Source organism: Vibrio sp. HENC-03 (assembly GCF_000305755.2).
GTDB classification, from domain to species: Bacteria; Pseudomonadota; Gammaproteobacteria; order Enterobacterales; family Vibrionaceae; genus Vibrio; species Vibrio owensii.
Genome location: NZ_JH976127.1, coordinates 97,794 through 114,212, shown reverse-complemented (window position 1 = coordinate 114,212; position 16,419 = coordinate 97,794). Strand labels below are relative to the sequence as shown.

Below are 16,419 nucleotides of genomic sequence, written 5' to 3'. Positions count from 1 at the left end.
CATTCAATGAGTTATTTAGCTTTAGCGCGAAAATGGCGTCCTAATAAGTTTGATCAAGTAGTCGGGCAGACCCATGTCTTAACTGCTTTGGAGAACGCGTTAGCGCAAAATCGCTTACACCATGCGTACCTATTTAGCGGCACGCGAGGCGTTGGTAAAACGTCGATTGGCCGACTGTTTGCTAAGGGCCTGAACTGTGAAACAGGTATTACTGCTAACCCGTGTGGTGAGTGTGATACTTGTCGTGAGATTGATGAAGGTCGCTTCGTTGACCTACTGGAGATCGACGCAGCTTCTCGTACTAAAGTTGAAGACACTCGTGAACTGTTAGACAACGTTCAATACAAACCCGCTCGCGGACGTTTTAAAGTGTACCTCATCGATGAGGTACACATGCTTTCGCGTCACTCTTTCAATGCGCTGTTAAAAACGCTGGAAGAGCCGCCTGAGTATGTGAAGTTCTTGTTGGCTACGACGGATCCGCAAAAACTGCCGGTGACGATTCTGTCACGCTGTTTGCAGTTCCATCTTAAGCCAATCAGTGTTGATGATATTCATCAGCAACTTGACCATATTCTGGAAAAAGAACAAGTCTCTGCAGAAGCAAGAGCACTTGGCATGATCTCGCACGCTGCAGATGGCAGTATGCGTGATGCACTGAGCTTAACTGACCAAGCTATCGCCCTAGGCAACGGTACGATTCAAACCGATATCGTGAGCCACATGCTTGGAACGATTGATACAGACCAAGCGATTCACTTGCTAGAATCGATCAGCAGTAAGCAGCCGCAACAGGCGATGGACAAAATCCAACAACTTGCATCAAACGGTGTCGAGTGGGATGGATTGCTACAACAATTGGCGTCGCAGCTTCACCGTGTCGCGATGTACCAAGCTCTGCCATCAACCTTGGATCAGGCGCAACCTGATGCCGAAAAAATCGAATTATTGAGTAAAGCTCTCACACCACAAGATGTTCAGCTTTACTACCAAATTGCTTTAAAAGGTCGTGAAGATCTGACGTTGTCACCAAATGGTCGCGTCGGCATGGAAATGATCGTATTGCGCATGATGGCATTCCGTCCGTCAGCAAATAATAGCGCGAACGTGATTTCTACTTCATCACAGCCTCAAGTCGCGCCGACATCAAGCGTGAGCCCGTCATTGCAAGCGGCTCCGCAGTCATCTGCACAACGACCACCGCAGCAACAAGCTCCAGTGGCTCAGGCGCCTGCACAGCACGTGCAAAGCCGACCAACGCCGTCAGCGCAACATCAAGCGCCAGCTCAGTCGATGAGTCAGCCGGCGACACAATCCCCGGCTCCCATGAATGAAGCGCCGCAGTACCAACCTGAGTATCAGGGTGGCTACGATATGGCACCACAATACGATATGGCTCCGCCGATGAGTGAGAACCCTGCGCCAACGCAGCAAACTCCTCAACAAGCTCAGCCACAAGAAAGTGCTCCGGCACCTGCTCGTGGTAATTTGAGCGGCCTACGTCACCAATTACGTTCACAGCGTCAGGGGCAGCAACAAGCATCAACGCAAAGTGGTGGCCCAAAAAAGTCTAACGCGACATCTGCACAGAAAGAATCGGTTATTGACCGTCTAGCGCAATTGCATGGCAATTCCGCGCAGGTGTCGCCTAAGTCTGCTCCTCAAGCTGAAAAACAAGCTCCAGAGGATGAAGCGTATCGTTGGCGACCAACCAAACCGGTTGAAAAGAAAGCCAATACGCAATTGACACCTACGCAGCTCAAGCAAGCGCTAGAGCACGAAAAGACGCCAGAAATGGCGCAAAAATTGGTTGATGAATCGCTAGAGAAAAGCGAGTGGGCGAACCTGATTAGCAAGATGGATACGCCCAAGTTGGTAGAACAACTTGCATTAAACTCGCATTTCAACAAAGAAGGCTCGACAGTTTCGCTACAATTAAGAGGCAGTCAGGCACACTTGAACACCGACAGAGCGCAAAGTGAGCTGCACAGTGCACTGAACCATGTGCTGGGTGAAGAGTGTCACCTGAGTATTGATGTGAGCGAAAGTGGTGAGACGCCACTAGAGTTGAGAGATAGACTCTACCAAGAGAAATTACAGCAAGCGCTGAACAGTTTAGAAAACGATCCGCACGTACAATTCATCGAGCGCCGTTTCGCAGCAGAGCTTGATAAAGATAGTGTACGTCCTATCTAAAAAATGAACGGAATGGGGTTGAAAACACAAAGTGGCAGCCCCATTAACAGATGCAACACCTAATTAAACCAGAGAGATAAACATGTTTGGTAAAGGCGGTATGGGCAACCTAATGAAGCAAGCCCAGCAAATGCAAGATCGCATGCAAAAGCTTCAAGAAGAAATCGCGAATATGGAAGTAACTGGCGAGTCTGGTGCTGGTCTAGTTAAAGTTACAATCACTGGTAGTCACAGTGTGCGTCGTGTAGAAATCGATGAAAGTCTGATGGAAGACGACAAAGAAATGCTAGAAGATCTTATCGCTGCAGCATTCAACGATGCAGCACGTCGCGTTGAAGAAACTCAAAAAGAGAAAATGGCTTCAGTAACTGGCGGTATGCAACTACCACCAGGCATGAAAATGCCATTCTAATCTGCTGAATTCTAACTAAGCGGATTTTCAATGCGTACCAGTCATATGCTGGAACAATTGATGGAGGCCTTACGTTGTCTACCTGGGGTTGGTCCCAAGTCGGCGCAGCGTATGGCCTTTCATTTGTTACAGCGTGATAGAAAAGGCGGTCTGCAACTGGCAGATGCGCTGAGCCAAGCAATGACAGAAATTGGCCATTGCACCGAGTGTCGTACTTTCACTGAAGAAGAAGTTTGTCATATTTGTACTAACCCAAAACGCCAAGAAAATGGTCAGATTTGTGTGGTAGAAAGTCCGGCAGACATCGCAGCAGTAGAAGCAACGGGTCAATACTCGGGTCGATACTTTGTACTGATGGGACATTTATCACCGCTGGACGGAATTGGTCCAAGTGATATTGGTCTAGATGTATTGGATTACCGTCTGCGCCGCGGAGATATCTCTGAGGTGATTCTTGCTACCAACCCAACGGTAGAAGGTGAAGCGACGGCTCATTACATCGCAGAACTGTGTAAAGAACACCAAGTGGAAGCAAGCCGCATTGCACACGGTGTACCAGTGGGTGGCGAGCTTGAGCTCGTGGACGGGACTACCTTGTCACACTCCCTTCTGGGTCGACACAAGATTTAATAAAAAAGCCGCTGAGTTCAGCGGCTTTTTTTTGATCGTGAGGTTCGAGAATCGATTAATCGTTTGATTCTGTACCCAGAAGGTTCTTGTAGATAAGTGCACCTAGAATACCACCAACGATTGGTGCTACCCAGAATAGCCAAAGCTGAGAAACCGCCCAGTCGCCAACAAATACCGCAACACCAGTACTACGCGCTGGGTTAACCGATGTGTTTGTCACAGGAATGCTGATTAGGTGAATCAGTGTCAAACATAGACCGATAGCGATAGGTGCGAAGCCTTGCGGTGCACGTTTGTCTGTTGCACCCATGATCACGATTAGGAACATCATCGTCATGACAACTTCAGTCACTAAAGCTGCAACCATTGAATATTGGCCAGGAGAATGCGCGCCGTAACCGTTCGCGGCAAAGCCAGAACCAACCACGTCAAAGCCTGCTTGACCAGTTGCGATTACGTAAAGTACGCCACCCGCAATAACACCACCAATCACTTGCGCGATGATGTAAGGCACTACGTCTTTAGTCTCAAAACGACCACCGGCCCATAGACCGATAGTTACTGCTGGGTTTAGGTGACAACCTGAGATATGGCCAATAGCAAATGCCATTGTTAGTACGGTAAGACCAAACGCCAAAGAAACGCCCAACAGGCCAATGCCGACATCAGGGAAGCCAGCCGCTAACACTGCACTACCACAACCACCAAGCACTAACCAAAAAGTACCAAAAACCTCTGCCATGTATTTATTCATATTGTTTCCTATTGCGGATTTAGATTACCCGCTGAACATAGTAGAGAATTGTCAGAAAAGTGTGAGTTGAAGCACGGAAATTAACCAAAATGCCAGATATGAGCGTTTCTGTCTCATACATGAAACGAAATGAGTAAGGAGAGGGTAGGTGGATGAGTTGAAAGGAAAACCTCGGCTATCGTTATAGAGTTTGATAACCGAGGCGAGAGGAAGCGTTAGCTAAAAGCAATAAATGGTGAGATACACAACAAGATGCCTGTCGCGATGATTAGGTATAGTGAAGCACCTTTGTATTTGTGTAGAGAAGGCACTTGATACACCAAGTAAGCAGGAATCAAACAGCCAATCAAACCAAAGATAGGACTACAAACCGAAGTGAAGCTCAGAACCGGTAGGTTGAGCACGATAGCGCCCCACGCCATCAAAATCGCGAACAGAATGATGCCTTTCGTCACGAGCTCTTTGTTGATTTGCTCTTCAGGCATCACTTTTTTCAATGCCAACATCGCAAGACCTTGGCAAGAATCACGGAAGCCAAGGTAAACACCAAAGAATGCTGTCATTACAGAAAAGATGTTCAACATCAGGCTAAGCAGTTTAAGCGTCGTGCCGTCCATGCCTTGTGCTACCATCGCTAGCGCAGAGATGTTCTCGTTTGCTGCACGAACTGCTTGTTCATGAGACATCGCCAACGTGAAAGAAATCGCGTAGAAAAACACAGTCACAAACAAAATGCCAAAAGCGATATTCATGGCGCGCATCGCTTTAAAACGGGCAACTTCAATAGACTTCTCTTTTGAACGGTAAGAGATAACCATTGGGCTCAAGCTTTGGATAAACAAGATAGAAGTAAGGGTGAACGGCAGCAGTTCAATCGCATCTTTTAAGCCAGCACCAGCCGTTGGTACGGTACCGACATTAGCTAAATCCCATTTTTCTACCATCATGAAACCCAACAGGGCAACGGTACAGAGCTTAATTAGCACTAAGCCCGTACTGACTTTAAATAAGATCTTTTCGCCACGAGATGCGATTGCTACCAAAGCGCAAACCAATGCTAGACCATACAACGGGTTTTCCGACAACAGCCCCTCAGTGATACCAAAGCTGTGTAGGAAAGAGGCTGAGTCATTATTGATTGCCGTCGAATATACGAATACCCAAATCACCAACATGATGAAGTAGAGCACGCCTAATAAGGCGCCCCATTTATTGCCAAGGTAGCCTGAGATAACCCCCGCATAGTCTTGACACTTCGGAGAGGTGGAAAGCGTGTTAATAAATAGGCGTTGGAATAAGTACATCGCTGGATAACCAATTACCGCGGAGGCAAGAAATACCCATATGCCAAGTACGCCTACCTTTACAGGAAGAAAAACAATACCAGCACCAATTGCCATGCCGATACTCATGATTACCCAGCCCCAGTCAGTGCTATCAAACTTAGTCGCCGCTTTCCATTCTGTGGTTGTCATTCCGGCTTTAACGTGAGGTGGTTCTTTAGTTATTGGAAGAGTTTGTGTAGGTACAGTAACGCTCATTGTCGTTTTCTCTTTGTTAGTATGAATTTTTCTCAAATCTATTTGAGAAAAAGATTAACAACAATTTTTTTGTGGAAAATTCAGATAAATTTGAGATCTCGGCAAAATTACTCAATAAAACCTGAATTTAGATCGATTTGTGTGATCTGTGGTGGTTGTTTTGCTCACATATAGTTGAAAGAATAGCTTTGAAACGAAAGCGAAAGCTGAGTTTTACGACTAAAACTAAAAACTATGTGAGGATTAACATGAAAGAATTGATCGCTTCAGAGCACGCTCCTGCCGCAATTGGCCCGTATTCACACGGTACCACTTACGGGGATTTGATTTTTACTTCTGGCCAACTCCCAGTTGATAGCGCGACAGGTAAAGTAGTAGAGGGAGGGATTACTGCTCAAAGTCATCAATCTCTAACGAACTTAAAACATGTGCTTGAAGCTGGTAACGGCAGTTTAGATACGGTTCTAAAAACGACGTGTTACTTGGCAAACATCAGCGACTTTGCTGAATTCAACAAAGTGTATGCAGAGTTTTTCCAAAAAGATTGCCCAGCACGAAGCTGCTTTGCGGTGAAAGATCTTCCGCTAGGTGTTTTGATTGAAGTTGAAGCGATTGCTAGTAAAAAGTAATACGGAGAAGAAGCATGAATCAGCAATGGAACCAATATATCCAAATCATTAAGCAAGTTGTAAAACCTGCCCTCGGATGTACAGAACCCATTGCTGCTGCATATGCGGCAGCAGTTGCAAAGCGTGAGCTTGGATGCCAAACCCCGGACATGATTGAAGTACGTGTCTCAGATAACTTATTTAAAAACTCAATGGGGGTTTACGTTCCCGGCACTGGGAAAATTGGCCTTAAGATCGCGGCGTCAGTTGGCGCATTAGCGGGAGACCCAAACGCAGAACTGGAAGTACTCGCTAAAATTAATCAAGACGATGTGACTGCTGCCCAGCAACTTATTGATGAAGAGCGAGTCAGTGTTGCTCGCATTGATACACAAGAATTTATCTTTTGCAGTGTGACCATGAGCGCTGGAGAAGACACCGTCTCGGTGACCATCAGTGGTGGGCACACTAACATTATCCAGATCACTCGCAATGGAGCGGTGACGTTCGATGCCCCTTTACAACAACGAGTCGCGACAGGATCGGTATGTGAAGGGGTTGATATCTCCATTAAGCAGATTTACGACTTTGCCCTTCAAGCGCCATTTGATGACATCAAGTTCATTCTGCAAGCGGCGGAACTCAACTCTTCCTTAGCGCAAGAGGGTATCGACCGAGGTTACGGCTTAGAAATTGGCCGCACATTAAAAGGCAATATCGAACAGGGTTTGCTTGGCAATGATCTGATGAGCAGAATCCAAATGATGACGTCTGCTGCATCCGACGCTCGAATGGGTGGTGCGACCCTTCCAGCTATGAGTAACTTTGGCAGTGGTAACCAAGGCATTGCGGCTACCGTGCCTGTGGTTATCGCAGCGGAAGCTTTCCAAAGTGATGAAGAGCACATAGCGCGAGCTCTGATCATGAGTCACTTAGGCGCGATATACATCAAGTCTTACTACCCACCTCTGTCAGCTTTCTGTGGTAACACGGTAACCAGTGCGGCCGCATCTATGGCATTGGTGTACCTTGCGGGTGGCACGTTTGAGCAATCATGCTATGCGATTCAAAACGTTATCAGTGATAGTTCGGGCATGGTGTGCGATGGCGCAAAATCCTCATGTGCGATGAAAGTCTGCACTTCTTCAACTACGGCGGTGCGCTCATATTTGATGGCGATGGGTAACCACAGTGTGAAGAATCAAGGTATAGTAGGCGATGAAGTCGAACAAACTATAAGAAACGTAGGCTCTATGGTTAGACTTGGTATGCCGTATACTGACAAATCTATTATCGATATCATGTCGGCCTAGCCTCAAAGTTTTTGCTAAGGGAAGTAAATTGCAGCTTAAGAAACTCACCAAAAGTGATTTAGATATTTTGAATTCGATGAAGAACGTCGTCGATGGCATTGCTCGTATGTACGGTGAACATACTGAAGTCGTTCTTCACAGTCTTGATGCAGAAGCACCAGAAATCATCAAAATTGCCAATGGCCATGTTACTGAACGTGGAGAAGGCGCTCCAATTACCAACTTAGCAAGAATGAAGCTACTTGAGGGCAAGGACGTGTCAGACTCGTATCTGACTAAAACCGCGAGCGGAAAGACCTTGCACTCGATCACCACCATCGTTCGTAACCCAAAAAACAAGCCTATCGGTCTACTTTGTATCAACGTGGATATGGATGTGCCAATGCAGGACTTTTTGCGCTCAATCTTGCCGCAGCAGCAGAACCCTTGTTGCACAGGAGCGAGCTCGCCAGAAACGTTTGCACGCAACATCGACGAAACCATCATTAGTACGATCGAAACCGTTCAGTCAGAAGTATGGACGAATGAGGCAATCACACCTTCCAAACGCAACCGAGAGTTGGTAACACGCTTACAAGGTTTGGGGATTTTTAAATACAAGGATGCGGTATTGATGGTGGCAAACCACCTAGGTATCTCGCGCGATACGATTTACCTTTACCTAAGGGAATTGGGTAACGATTAAGTGAGCTGTTCTAGCTCGGTAATGTTGCTCAAAGCTTCCTGATTAGTTTTGCCACATACGATCGGACACGGTTTGAAATCGTGGCAAACTTTTGGGCGTTCTGGTTTTCCGAACAGTTTGCACAGATTATCGTCATTCAGTTGAATGCAACGTTCACCTGCTGGTTTGCCGTTTGGCATGCCCGGAATAGGGGAAGAGATACTCGGTGCAATACAGCACGCCCCACAACCTAATCGACAATCCATCTAAAAGCCCTCGCAAAAATGAAGGGGGCATTATGGACATTTCTCGCCAGATTGGAAGAGGCGTGCGTGAATTCACACCAACAAACTTAACCCTTTTTACTCATCATTAAGTAAATCGGCGACTTCAAAATTCTGATCCCGTTTAGCCTGTTGTATATAACGGTTGCACTCTTGCATGCTTAAACCCCACGTTCCAGCCTCGGTACGAGCGGTCATTTCCGTTAGAAACGTTGCTTGACCTTCTTGAACATTAGAGGCGATATCCTTGCCGTATTGCTGACAAAGTTCTGCATCGGTACTCGCCGCAGCTCCGAACGAAACAAGAGAGATAATGGTGATCATTGCGAGTTTCATAATATTGATTCCTTTATTCACACTATGAGCTAAAACCATAGGATAGGAATCACTATTAGTAAAAATATCAATGTTGAGCGACCTTGCTGATGAAACAGGACAAACTTTGATAATAGTTCGTATTACGGGGCGGGATTCGGCAAAACTTGAACTTTTGTTGTCAGAGGGGTATAAAACGCACCCAATTCATTCCCATTCGAGAAATAAGTAGTAAGCGTATGAGCACTCCATTTTGGCAAAGTAAATCGTTAGAGAACATGACAGAAGAAGAATGGGAATCTCTCTGTGATGGGTGTGGCAAATGTTGTCTGCACAAGCTAATGGATGAAGATACGGACGAAATCTACTACACCAACGTGGCGTGTAGTTGGCTGAACAGCAAAACATGTTCGTGCAAAGACTACCCGAACCGTTTCACTTCAGGTGAAGAGTGCACCAAGCTAACGCGTGAAGATATTGATGATTTTACGTGGTTGCCACACACTTGTGCGTACCGCTTGTTGGCAGAAAACCAACCACTGCCAGAGTGGCACCCATTAATCACTGGTTCTAAGTCTGCCATGCACGCAGCAGGGGAAAGTGTACGAAACAAAGTGGTGTATGAAATCGATGTGGTGGACTGGGAAGACCACATTTTGAATCACCCAAACCGCCCATAGTCGAATGTAAACAAGCCTTTCATTATGAAAGGCTTGTTTGTTATTGGATGAAGTAAAAAGTGCTCAACCTTTTAAGAAACGGTTGTAGACAAACAATATAACGAAAGCACCTAAAGTCGCAGTGACGATACTGCCGATGTTTACGCCGTCTGCACCGCCAAGGCCCACAAAGCTTCCTAAGAAACCACCAACGAAAGCGCCTACAATACCGAGCACCATAGTGGCAATCCAACCGCCTCCGTCGTTACCAGGCATCAACCACTTAGCCAGTGCTCCTGCAATCAAACCTAGAATAATCCAAGATAGAAAGCCCATAATTTCTCCTTACTCATTATCGTGTTAGCTATCTGCTATCCGTTTGGAACTGTTACGATTCAATCATAGTTCATCCCGCTAAAACTGCTCTTTTGTTAACTTGTCACGAGTTAACGCATGATGGGTTAGCTGATGACCATAGCGATGTAACCTAATATCAACACTAATACAGAGGTCAGCGCATAAGGTACTGGGTAGCCAATTGCAGGCATGTCACTGTGGCTGGCATCTTGAGCCCCTTTCATTGCGGGCGTGCTATTGCGACCACCAGCGCAGGCTCCGGCTAAAATCGCAGGATTCATCTTGCGGAAATACAAGCCGTATAACCAAGCTAACAGAGGCGGCACGAGTGCAGCTGTCACACCCAAGAGTGCAATCTTAATCACGATGATACCTTGGAATGACGCTAATATTTTCGGTCCTACGGTTGCCGCCAATACCGCGACAAATAGGTTTAGACCGATGTCTTGTAAAAAGCTTCTCGCGCCTTCACTCATCGGGCCGCCAAAGCTTGGGTTACGGGTTCGCAAAAAGGAAAAGACGATTCCCGTTAGCATGCAGCCAGCTGACGTCCCTAACGCAAATGGAATGCCAGCAACCGTGACACTCAAATGGCCAAAGACATAGCCAATAAGAAGGGAGAGGGCAAGGTAGAAGGTTTCAGTGACCGTGCTCTCAACAATCGGAACGCTATTGAGTTTGGACGCGGTTTGCTCGACACACCATTGGGAGCCTGCAATACGTACAACATCGCCCACTTCGACCTTAGTTTGCGGCAACAAAGGCTGCTGGTGGCCTTGTCGAAATATTGCTTTGAAATAAACGCCAAAGCCCACTTCAGCATGCAATTGTGCGACCGTTTTCCCTGCGTGTTCGGATTTGCCTACGTGGATATCAGCCACTTCGATATCGACGTTTCTTGCTCTTGGTTCGTCGACTTCGTTACCGATGTCTGCCTCGCCTTCGGCAATCAGCACATGATATTCCCCTCGAATGCCAATCACATCATTTAACTCAAGTGTTGGATTGTCAGAAGCATCAATGACTTGGTCTCCTCGAACCACTTTCAGTACTGCAGCATCAGGGAACTTCTGATACAACTCTTGAACTGAACGTCCGACGAGCTCTTGGTGCGAAACTTTGTAGGCCCTCACATCAATTGGAAGTACACCAACGTCAGAGAAGCCAAAAGTACTTGGCAATTTTTCGTTGTCGTCTCCAGTGGAGTATTCCGCTTCGGCGTCTTTGCCCGCTTTAACTGGGTCGATACCAAATAGGGAAGGAAGGTACTTAATAAATAGGATGATTAAGACGGTTGAGAAAACATAACTGATTGCGTATCCGGCGGCGATGTTGGCACTGACATGATCAATACTCATGCCTTCAGGAGGAGTAAAGGCTCCCGAGCTTATTGCAGATTGTGCAACGCCCATTACGGCGGTCACAGTATAGCTTCCGGAAATGATGCCAGCCGCATAGCCCGGTTCTAGCCCCATTAATTTTGCGCCGATCACCACAATCGCGAAGTTGCTAAAGACCACAATGAGTCCGATAACCACAAAGTCGATACCGCCCCGTGCTAACCCAGAGAAGAATTGCGGTCCGACTTTCATTCCGATGGCGTACATGAACATCATCAAAAAGATGTCTGACACCAAGCCCGGTTCTTCAATTTTTAGCCCGTAAACAGAAAAGGAGGTTAGCGCTAGAGCAACACCAACGACTAAGGTTCCGGCGGTTGTACCTAAGCTAACGCCTTTAAAGGTTAATCGGCCAAGTGGATAACCAATGGCGAGAGATAAAAAGAGAAAAACGAATGGGTTTTCTGACAAGTAACTAAAGAGAAAAGACATAGTGTCACCTGTTACCTAGTGAGTGGCAGAGCGAGGTACAACCCATATTCCTCGCTCTTGCGTGTAAGGTGAGAGCGTTAACCGTGATTGAAGTTGCTCGATTCGTCTGCATCACTGCCGTTAACAATCGGATGTTTGGCAAAGAAGTCGACGCAGTGTTGCAAATCGGCAATCAAAAGATCGGCCATGTCGCGGCTAAATCCGTGGCGAACCAAAATGCGCATGATCACCAGATCTTCGCGTTCTGCTGGCATGGCGTAAGCGGCGATCTGCCAACCTCTTGATCGAATGCGATCTGAGAGATCATAGAGGTTGAAGCCCGGATTCGCGTCTTCTTTGAGTGACCAACTCAGTGCAGGTATCCCGCCGTGCCCGTCGTAGATAATCTTGAACATGCCCATCTTCTCGACCTCTTCTGCTAGATATCGAGCGGTGTCGTAACAAGCTTGGTGGATCTTTCGGTATCCCTCTTTACCGAGACGAAGGAAGTTGTAGTACTGAGCAACGATTTGACCACCAGGACGGGAGAAGTTGAGGGCAAAAGTTGGCATGTTCCCGCCGAGATAGTTAACATTGAAGATCAGATCTTCATGCAACGCATCCGCATCTCGCCAAACCACCCACCCAACGCCTAGCGGCGATAGACCAAATTTATGCCCAGAAGCGTTGATTGATTTGACTCTTGGCAGTCGGAAATCCCACTCTAAGTCTGGATCACAGAAAGGAGCGAGGAACGCACCACTTGCGCCATCGACATGGATTGGGATGTCTAACCCGGTTTCCGCTTGGAGTCGATCTAAAGCCTCATGCACGGCTTTTACAGGTTCATACTGACATGTAAAAGTCACCCCAAGCGTTGGAACGACACCAATGGTGTTCTCATCACAACGTTTAATCACTTCTTCTGGCGTCATGATAAGGCGGTCACCTTGCATCGGAATTTCACGCAGTTCGATATCCCAATAACGAGCGAACTTGTGCCAGCACACCTGAACGGGGCCACAAATGAGGTTAGGGCGGTCAGTCGGCTTGCCTTGCTTCTTCATTTTTTCACGCCAAGCCCATTTCAGAGCCATACCGCCGAGCATGGCTGCCTCACTGGAACCCGTCGTTGAACACCCCATTGGGTTTTCAGCGTCTGGCGCATGCCAAAGGTCTGCCAGCATGTGAACACAACGAGATTCGATTTCAGCCGTTTGGGGGTACTCATCTTTGTCGATCATGTTTTTGTCGATGCATTCATCCATCAACTTGTGTACTTCTTCTTCTACCCAAGTTTGGCAAAATGTAGCGAGGTTCTGGCGAGAGTTGCCGTCGAGCATCAGCTCATCGTGTACCACTTGGTAAGCATGTTCCGGCGAGTGTTCTTCATCTGGAATACGATACTTGGGCATAACAACGGAAAGATCTTTCGATGAGTACACATCATCGAGAATAGAGCCACGGACGGTCGATTTTTTATGAAGAGGCATGTGAAATCCCTTATCTTATTGAAACAATTGCGCTTGTTATCAGTAGTGATTGGTGTTCATAAGACAGTTTTGACTGCCAATTAAACGTAGCAGAGATTTTTACAGCCGTTGGTTTTGTGACTCGTTGTTTGGGCTGTCGCACAGACTTTGTGCTGAGTTAAGCGAAGAATACAGAAGAAGTGGCAGCTACTATTCCATATTTAGATTAAGAAAATTTGGATCCGCTGTAGGAACTTTGACGCATAATTTACTAAATGCTGCTCGGTTTGCGGATTCGTGTTGTAAACTTAGAGCATCTAATTTCAAGGATTTACATTCCGGCGCTTGGTCACCCCGATCAAGATTGTCTCTTACGAGGTAAAAATGACGTTACTATCCCCCCTAAAAGTGCGTTTTACACCATTTGTGGTGTTATTTATGGCGTTTGCTTTGACCATGAGTTCCTTTGTGGTTCGAGCAACAGAAAGCACAGAAACGGTCGTAGAAGTACCAAAGGTTTCTGCCGCTGAAAAAGCGATTGATAACATCAACCAAGACATCATCGATTTGTCTGAAAGCTTGAAACAAGCCAGTGGCGATGAGCGTGATGCCTTGCAACTGCAACTGTTCCAAAAAAATGAAGAGCTGCGCAGCCGCCTCGCGACAGCAATCAGCAATAAATCGATTCCTCATGAGAAGCTGATTGAGCTTGTTCAAACTCAAGAGAAGTATTCTGAAGGCGCGGTCGTTTACCTAGATGACAAAGTCAAAACGCTTAATGAAGAAATCAATACTGCAAAAGACGAAGACAAACTGTCTTTAGTCAACAGCTATCGTGAATTGCAGCAGTATTTGGACGTAAGCTACGAATCAAGCTGGCAGAACCTTAACTGGCTGAAAACACTCGGTGTGCAAGATGAAGATGCGGAAGCGACATTCAAAGACAACGTTGATAAGCGCATGCGCTTGCTGTCTGCGTCGATTGAGTACTTGAATCAGCAAAGCGAAATCATCGGCTCACAAATTTCCTCTAGTCCAGAGTCAGAAAAAGCGTCTCTGCAGCTAAGCCAACTGATTCTGAAGCAACGACTAAATATCGCGACAGAGAGCCTACGCAACCTGATCACCATTGGCGATAAAGTTGGCCTAGAAACATCTGAATACAAGCGTCAGATCTTTGAGGTGACGGGTAGCATCACGCATGATTTGCTGAACACCAAAGTGATTCTGTCTATCCTGAGCCATTGGTCGAACTCAATGGTGGATTGGTTTGCTGAAAACGCACCACAGCACATCTTCCAGTTGTTTGTGTTTGCTCTGATCCTGCTGATTGCCCGCGCACTGGCGAAGCTAACGCGTAAAGTGGTTAGCAAGACGGTGGCATCGAAGAACTTGAAGCTGTCACACTTGATGCAAGACTTCTTTATCTCGATGTCAGGCAAAGCCGTGTGGATCATCGGTATCATGGTTGGTCTATCTCAAATCGGCCTTAACCTTGCTCCAATCCTGACCGGTTTCGGTATTGCTGGTGTGATCATCGGTTTCGCATTACAAGATACGCTATCAAACTTCGCTGCGGGTATGATGCTACTGATCTACCGTCCGTTCGATGTCGGTGACTTTGTTTATGCAGGTGGTGTAGACGGTAAGGTAAGCCATATGAGCTTGGTGAACACCACAATCCGTACTTTCGATAACCAAATCATCATCGTGCCAAACAGCAAGATTTGGGGAGACGTGATTAAGAACGTGACACATGAGCGCATTCGCCGTGTCGATATGGTTTTTGGTATTGGTTACTCAGATGACGTGCTAAAAGCAGAAGAAGTATTGGCAGATATCGTGACGTCTCACCCTTCAGTACTTCGTTCTCCAGAGCCAATGATCAAGCTTCATACACTGAACACTTCTTCAGTTGACTTCATTGTTCGTCCTTGGGTTAAAACGGATGACTACTGGGATGTTTACTGGGATGTGACCCGAGAAGTGAAATTGCGCTTCGACCGTGAAGGCATTTCGATTCCATTCCCACAACAAGATGTGCACTTGCACATGGTGGAAAAGAAAGAAGCATAAATTTCTTTTACTTGAATCCAAAATCAACAAAAAGGCGCTCAATTAGAGCGCCTTTTTTTATCGGTTTAGCAGTAAAGATTACAGCTCATCCAAGAACGTGATTTTTGGCTCACTAGCAAGTAAACCATCAATCTCACTCAGCAGAGTCTGGAAATGTGCTGTTTTGCAATGTTCGTCAAACGCGGCTTGGTCTGCAAATTGCTCTTGGAACAAGAACTGGCTTGGGTCATTTTTGTCTTGGAACAAGTGATAACGCACACAGCCAGTCTCATTTCGAGTCGGCTCTAGCATCGCTTCTAATGCTTGTTTTAGTTGAGATACGCAGTCAGGTTTTGCGTGAAATGCAGCAGTTAAATGAATCATAGTTGTGTTTGCTTCTTTGTTGTTATTAAAGGGGATAGTGGCCGTTCCTGTTAGGACAGAACTTACTATCAGAGATAGCGACCTTGACGCTGCAAGAACTCAATTTTGTAGCCGTCTGGGTCGGTAATGAAGAAGAATGTTGCTAAGTGCTTTTCCTGATGGTCAAAGACTTTGATGTCACTGGTTTCAATATCCAATGAGTTAAGGCGTCGGTGTGTCGCCGCTATATCCTCCACACTTACAGCAAGGTGGCCGTAACCTGTGCCATGTGTGTAAGGTTCACTTTGGTCGTGATTGTGCGTCAGTTCCAGCTCAAACCCTGTTTCTGGGTTTGCTAAGTAGGTAAGAGAAAAGCCGTCGAATACGTATTGGTCTTTGATTTCTAGCTCAAGTGCGTCGTGATAAAACTTTAGAGAACGCTCCAGATCGCTTACGCGGATCATGGTATGAATCATTTTTGTCATGAGTACTCCTTAATTGTGCGCTTAGACTAGTCAGTTTTTACGCGCAATAGGTAGTACTCAGGTACGACAATGAACGTTGGGGGAGGTGTAGGTGTTTTGTTTAATGCAGCTCGTTCAAGGCTTGTGCCATGGTCTCTTGAGGCTGGCGTGCATACGTTAAACAAGCGCAACGCAACAAGGAGGCAAAGTTGTTTACTTCACCATTATGCTCCAACGCTTCTTGGTAAACCGTACTGATGAACTTCGGCACCGTCATCTCTTGTGCAGAAGCGATCTCTTCTAAGATCAGCCAGAAGCTGGACTCTAGTTTCACGCTCGTAGCATGGCCATCGATACGGATAGAGCGGGTGATAAATTGGTAGTTTTCCTGAGGTTGCTTAGCAAATATTTCGCACATGGTATTGATCGTATTTATAAATAACCCGCAGATATTGGAACGTTGAGTGCGGGGCGTCAACCGTTTCTATGTAAAAAAACGCCCTCTAGTGAGGGCGTGAAGG

General features: G+C 46.5%; 18 protein-coding genes. 8 read left to right on the top strand and 10 right to left on the bottom strand.

Annotated features, from left to right (window positions below):
* The first annotated feature begins 6 nt into the window (after positions 1-6).
* The 3 genes from dnaX (at position 7) to recR (ending at position 3,238) form a co-directional block, all read left to right on the top strand.
* Positions 7-2,196 (top strand): DNA polymerase III subunit gamma/tau, encoded by a 2,190-nt coding sequence (dnaX, locus tag VCHENC03_RS05395; protein ID WP_032802984.1) that lies wholly within the window; start codon positions 7-9, stop codon positions 2,194-2,196.
* Positions 2,197-2,278: 82 nt separating this feature from the next.
* Positions 2,279-2,608: a YbaB/EbfC family nucleoid-associated protein gene (locus tag VCHENC03_RS05400; RefSeq protein ID WP_005432961.1), complete on the top strand. Its 330-nt coding sequence runs from the start codon at positions 2,279-2,281 to the stop codon at positions 2,606-2,608.
* Positions 2,609-2,638: 30 nt separating this feature from the next.
* Entirely contained in the window at positions 2,639-3,238 is a 600-nt protein-coding gene (recR, locus tag VCHENC03_RS05405) for a recombination mediator RecR (RefSeq protein WP_005432989.1), read from the top strand.
* 55 nt (positions 3,239-3,293) lie between these two features.
* Here the strand turns inward: recR and aqpZ are convergent, their stop codons facing one another.
* On the bottom strand, positions 3,294-3,992 hold the full coding sequence (aqpZ, locus tag VCHENC03_RS05410) for an aquaporin Z (protein ID WP_009707332.1): 699 nt from the start codon (positions 3,990-3,992) through the stop codon (positions 3,294-3,296).
* Between the two features lie 215 nt (positions 3,993-4,207).
* Entirely contained in the window at positions 4,208-5,467 is a 1,260-nt protein-coding gene (locus VCHENC03_RS05415; protein ID WP_009707331.1) for an amino acid permease, read from the bottom strand.
* A gap of 314 nt (positions 5,468-5,781) precedes the next feature.
* Here VCHENC03_RS05415 and VCHENC03_RS05420 point away from each other — a divergent pair, with 314 nt between their 5' ends.
* Genes VCHENC03_RS05420 through VCHENC03_RS05430 form a run of 3 tightly spaced genes read left to right on the top strand, consistent with a single transcriptional unit; the run spans position 5,782 to position 8,139 of the window.
* Positions 5,782-6,162 (top strand): RidA family protein, encoded by a 381-nt coding sequence (locus VCHENC03_RS05420; RefSeq protein ID WP_005432926.1) that lies wholly within the window; start codon positions 5,782-5,784, stop codon positions 6,160-6,162.
* 14 nt (positions 6,163-6,176) lie between these two features.
* A complete protein-coding gene (locus tag VCHENC03_RS05425) occupies positions 6,177-7,454 on the top strand; it encodes an L-cysteine desulfidase family protein (protein ID WP_009707330.1) in 1,278 nt (425 codons plus the stop codon).
* A 28-nt stretch (positions 7,455-7,482) separates the two neighbouring features.
* Positions 7,483-8,139, top strand: a complete 657-nt coding sequence (locus VCHENC03_RS05430; protein WP_009707329.1) for a helix-turn-helix transcriptional regulator — start codon at positions 7,483-7,485, stop codon at positions 8,137-8,139.
* Here VCHENC03_RS05430 and VCHENC03_RS0126170 read toward each other — a convergent pair.
* Positions 8,136-8,384 (bottom strand): YkgJ family cysteine cluster protein, encoded by a 249-nt coding sequence (locus VCHENC03_RS0126170; protein WP_009707328.1) that lies wholly within the window; start codon positions 8,382-8,384, stop codon positions 8,136-8,138. The two genes, VCHENC03_RS05430 and VCHENC03_RS0126170, sit on opposite strands and share 4 nt — an antisense overlap.
* 96 nt (positions 8,385-8,480) lie before the next feature.
* Positions 8,481-8,738 carry a hypothetical protein gene (locus tag VCHENC03_RS05435; protein WP_009707326.1) on the bottom strand — a complete coding sequence of 86 codons (258 nt, stop codon included), beginning with the start codon at positions 8,736-8,738 and terminating at the stop codon, positions 8,481-8,483.
* A 218-nt stretch (positions 8,739-8,956) separates the two neighbouring features.
* Here VCHENC03_RS05435 and VCHENC03_RS05440 point away from each other — a divergent pair, with 218 nt between their 5' ends.
* Entirely contained in the window at positions 8,957-9,397 is a 441-nt protein-coding gene (locus VCHENC03_RS05440; protein WP_009707325.1) for a YcgN family cysteine cluster protein, read from the top strand.
* A gap of 63 nt (positions 9,398-9,460) precedes the next feature.
* On the opposite strand, the gene VCHENC03_RS05445 is transcribed toward VCHENC03_RS05440, so the two are convergent.
* The 3 genes from VCHENC03_RS05445 to VCHENC03_RS05455 form a co-directional block, all read right to left on the bottom strand.
* A complete protein-coding gene (locus VCHENC03_RS05445) occupies positions 9,461-9,712 on the bottom strand; it encodes a GlsB/YeaQ/YmgE family stress response membrane protein (RefSeq protein ID WP_005439775.1) in 252 nt (83 codons plus the stop codon).
* Between the two features lie 125 nt (positions 9,713-9,837).
* Positions 9,838-11,565, bottom strand: a complete 1,728-nt coding sequence (locus VCHENC03_RS05450; RefSeq protein ID WP_009707324.1) for an aspartate:alanine exchanger family transporter — start codon at positions 11,563-11,565, stop codon at positions 9,838-9,840.
* Positions 11,566-11,642: 77 nt separating this feature from the next.
* Positions 11,643-13,037: a glutamate decarboxylase gene (locus tag VCHENC03_RS05455; protein WP_009707323.1), complete on the bottom strand. Its 1,395-nt coding sequence runs from the start codon at positions 13,035-13,037 to the stop codon at positions 11,643-11,645.
* A gap of 363 nt (positions 13,038-13,400) precedes the next feature.
* On the opposite strand from VCHENC03_RS05455, the gene VCHENC03_RS05460 reads away from it, so the two are divergent.
* Positions 13,401-15,092, top strand: a complete 1,692-nt coding sequence (locus VCHENC03_RS05460) for a mechanosensitive ion channel domain-containing protein (RefSeq protein ID WP_005439768.1) — start codon at positions 13,401-13,403, stop codon at positions 15,090-15,092.
* Between the two features lie 78 nt (positions 15,093-15,170).
* Here VCHENC03_RS05460 and VCHENC03_RS05465 read toward each other — a convergent pair whose 3' ends face one another.
* From VCHENC03_RS05465 to VCHENC03_RS05475, 3 genes are all read right to left on the bottom strand, one after another.
* Positions 15,171-15,455 carry a putative quinol monooxygenase gene (locus VCHENC03_RS05465; protein WP_009707322.1) on the bottom strand — a complete coding sequence of 95 codons (285 nt, stop codon included), beginning with the start codon at positions 15,453-15,455 and terminating at the stop codon, positions 15,171-15,173.
* Positions 15,456-15,523: 68 nt separating this feature from the next.
* Entirely contained in the window at positions 15,524-15,919 is a 396-nt protein-coding gene (locus tag VCHENC03_RS05470) for a VOC family protein (RefSeq protein ID WP_009707321.1), read from the bottom strand.
* 100 nt (positions 15,920-16,019) lie between these two features.
* Complete coding sequence (locus VCHENC03_RS05475) at positions 16,020-16,316, bottom strand: ribbon-helix-helix domain-containing protein (protein WP_005439764.1); 297 nt, start codon at positions 16,314-16,316, stop codon at positions 16,020-16,022.
* Positions 16,317-16,419 lie beyond the last annotated feature (103 nt).

Excerpts from the sequence above, each read along its gene's own strand:
- VCHENC03_RS05445 (WP_005439775.1), bottom strand. The coding sequence starts at position 9,712 with ATGGGCTTTCTATCTTGGATTATTCTAGGTTTGATTGCAGGAGCACTG.
- dnaX (WP_032802984.1), top strand. The coding sequence starts at position 7 with ATGAGTTATTTAGCTTTAGCGCGAAAATGGCGTCCTAATAAGTTTGAT.
- aqpZ (WP_009707332.1), bottom strand. The coding sequence starts at position 3,992 with ATGAATAAATACATGGCAGAGGTTTTTGGTACTTTTTGGTTAGTGCTT.
- VCHENC03_RS05440 (WP_009707325.1), top strand. The coding sequence starts at position 8,957 with ATGAGCACTCCATTTTGGCAAAGTAAATCGTTAGAGAACATGACAGAA.
- VCHENC03_RS0126170 (WP_009707328.1), bottom strand. The coding sequence starts at position 8,384 with ATGGATTGTCGATTAGGTTGTGGGGCGTGCTGTATTGCACCGAGTATC.
- VCHENC03_RS05435 (WP_009707326.1), bottom strand. The coding sequence starts at position 8,738 with ATGAAACTCGCAATGATCACCATTATCTCTCTTGTTTCGTTCGGAGCT.
- recR (WP_005432989.1), top strand. The coding sequence starts at position 2,639 with ATGCGTACCAGTCATATGCTGGAACAATTGATGGAGGCCTTACGTTGT.
- VCHENC03_RS05460 (WP_005439768.1), top strand. The coding sequence starts at position 13,401 with ATGACGTTACTATCCCCCCTAAAAGTGCGTTTTACACCATTTGTGGTG.
- VCHENC03_RS05420 (WP_005432926.1), top strand. The coding sequence starts at position 5,782 with ATGAAAGAATTGATCGCTTCAGAGCACGCTCCTGCCGCAATTGGCCCG.
- VCHENC03_RS05465 (WP_009707322.1), bottom strand. The coding sequence starts at position 15,455 with ATGATTCATTTAACTGCTGCATTTCACGCAAAACCTGACTGCGTATCT.
- VCHENC03_RS05475 (WP_005439764.1), bottom strand. The coding sequence starts at position 16,316 with ATGTGCGAAATATTTGCTAAGCAACCTCAGGAAAACTACCAATTTATC.
- VCHENC03_RS05400 (WP_005432961.1), top strand. The coding sequence starts at position 2,279 with ATGTTTGGTAAAGGCGGTATGGGCAACCTAATGAAGCAAGCCCAGCAA.
- VCHENC03_RS05415 (WP_009707331.1), bottom strand. The coding sequence starts at position 5,467 with ATGACAACCACAGAATGGAAAGCGGCGACTAAGTTTGATAGCACTGAC.
- VCHENC03_RS05450 (WP_009707324.1), bottom strand. The coding sequence starts at position 11,565 with ATGTCTTTTCTCTTTAGTTACTTGTCAGAAAACCCATTCGTTTTTCTC.
- VCHENC03_RS05455 (WP_009707323.1), bottom strand. The coding sequence starts at position 13,037 with ATGCCTCTTCATAAAAAATCGACCGTCCGTGGCTCTATTCTCGATGAT.
- VCHENC03_RS05425 (WP_009707330.1), top strand. The coding sequence starts at position 6,177 with ATGAATCAGCAATGGAACCAATATATCCAAATCATTAAGCAAGTTGTA.
- VCHENC03_RS05470 (WP_009707321.1), bottom strand. The coding sequence starts at position 15,919 with ATGACAAAAATGATTCATACCATGATCCGCGTAAGCGATCTGGAGCGT.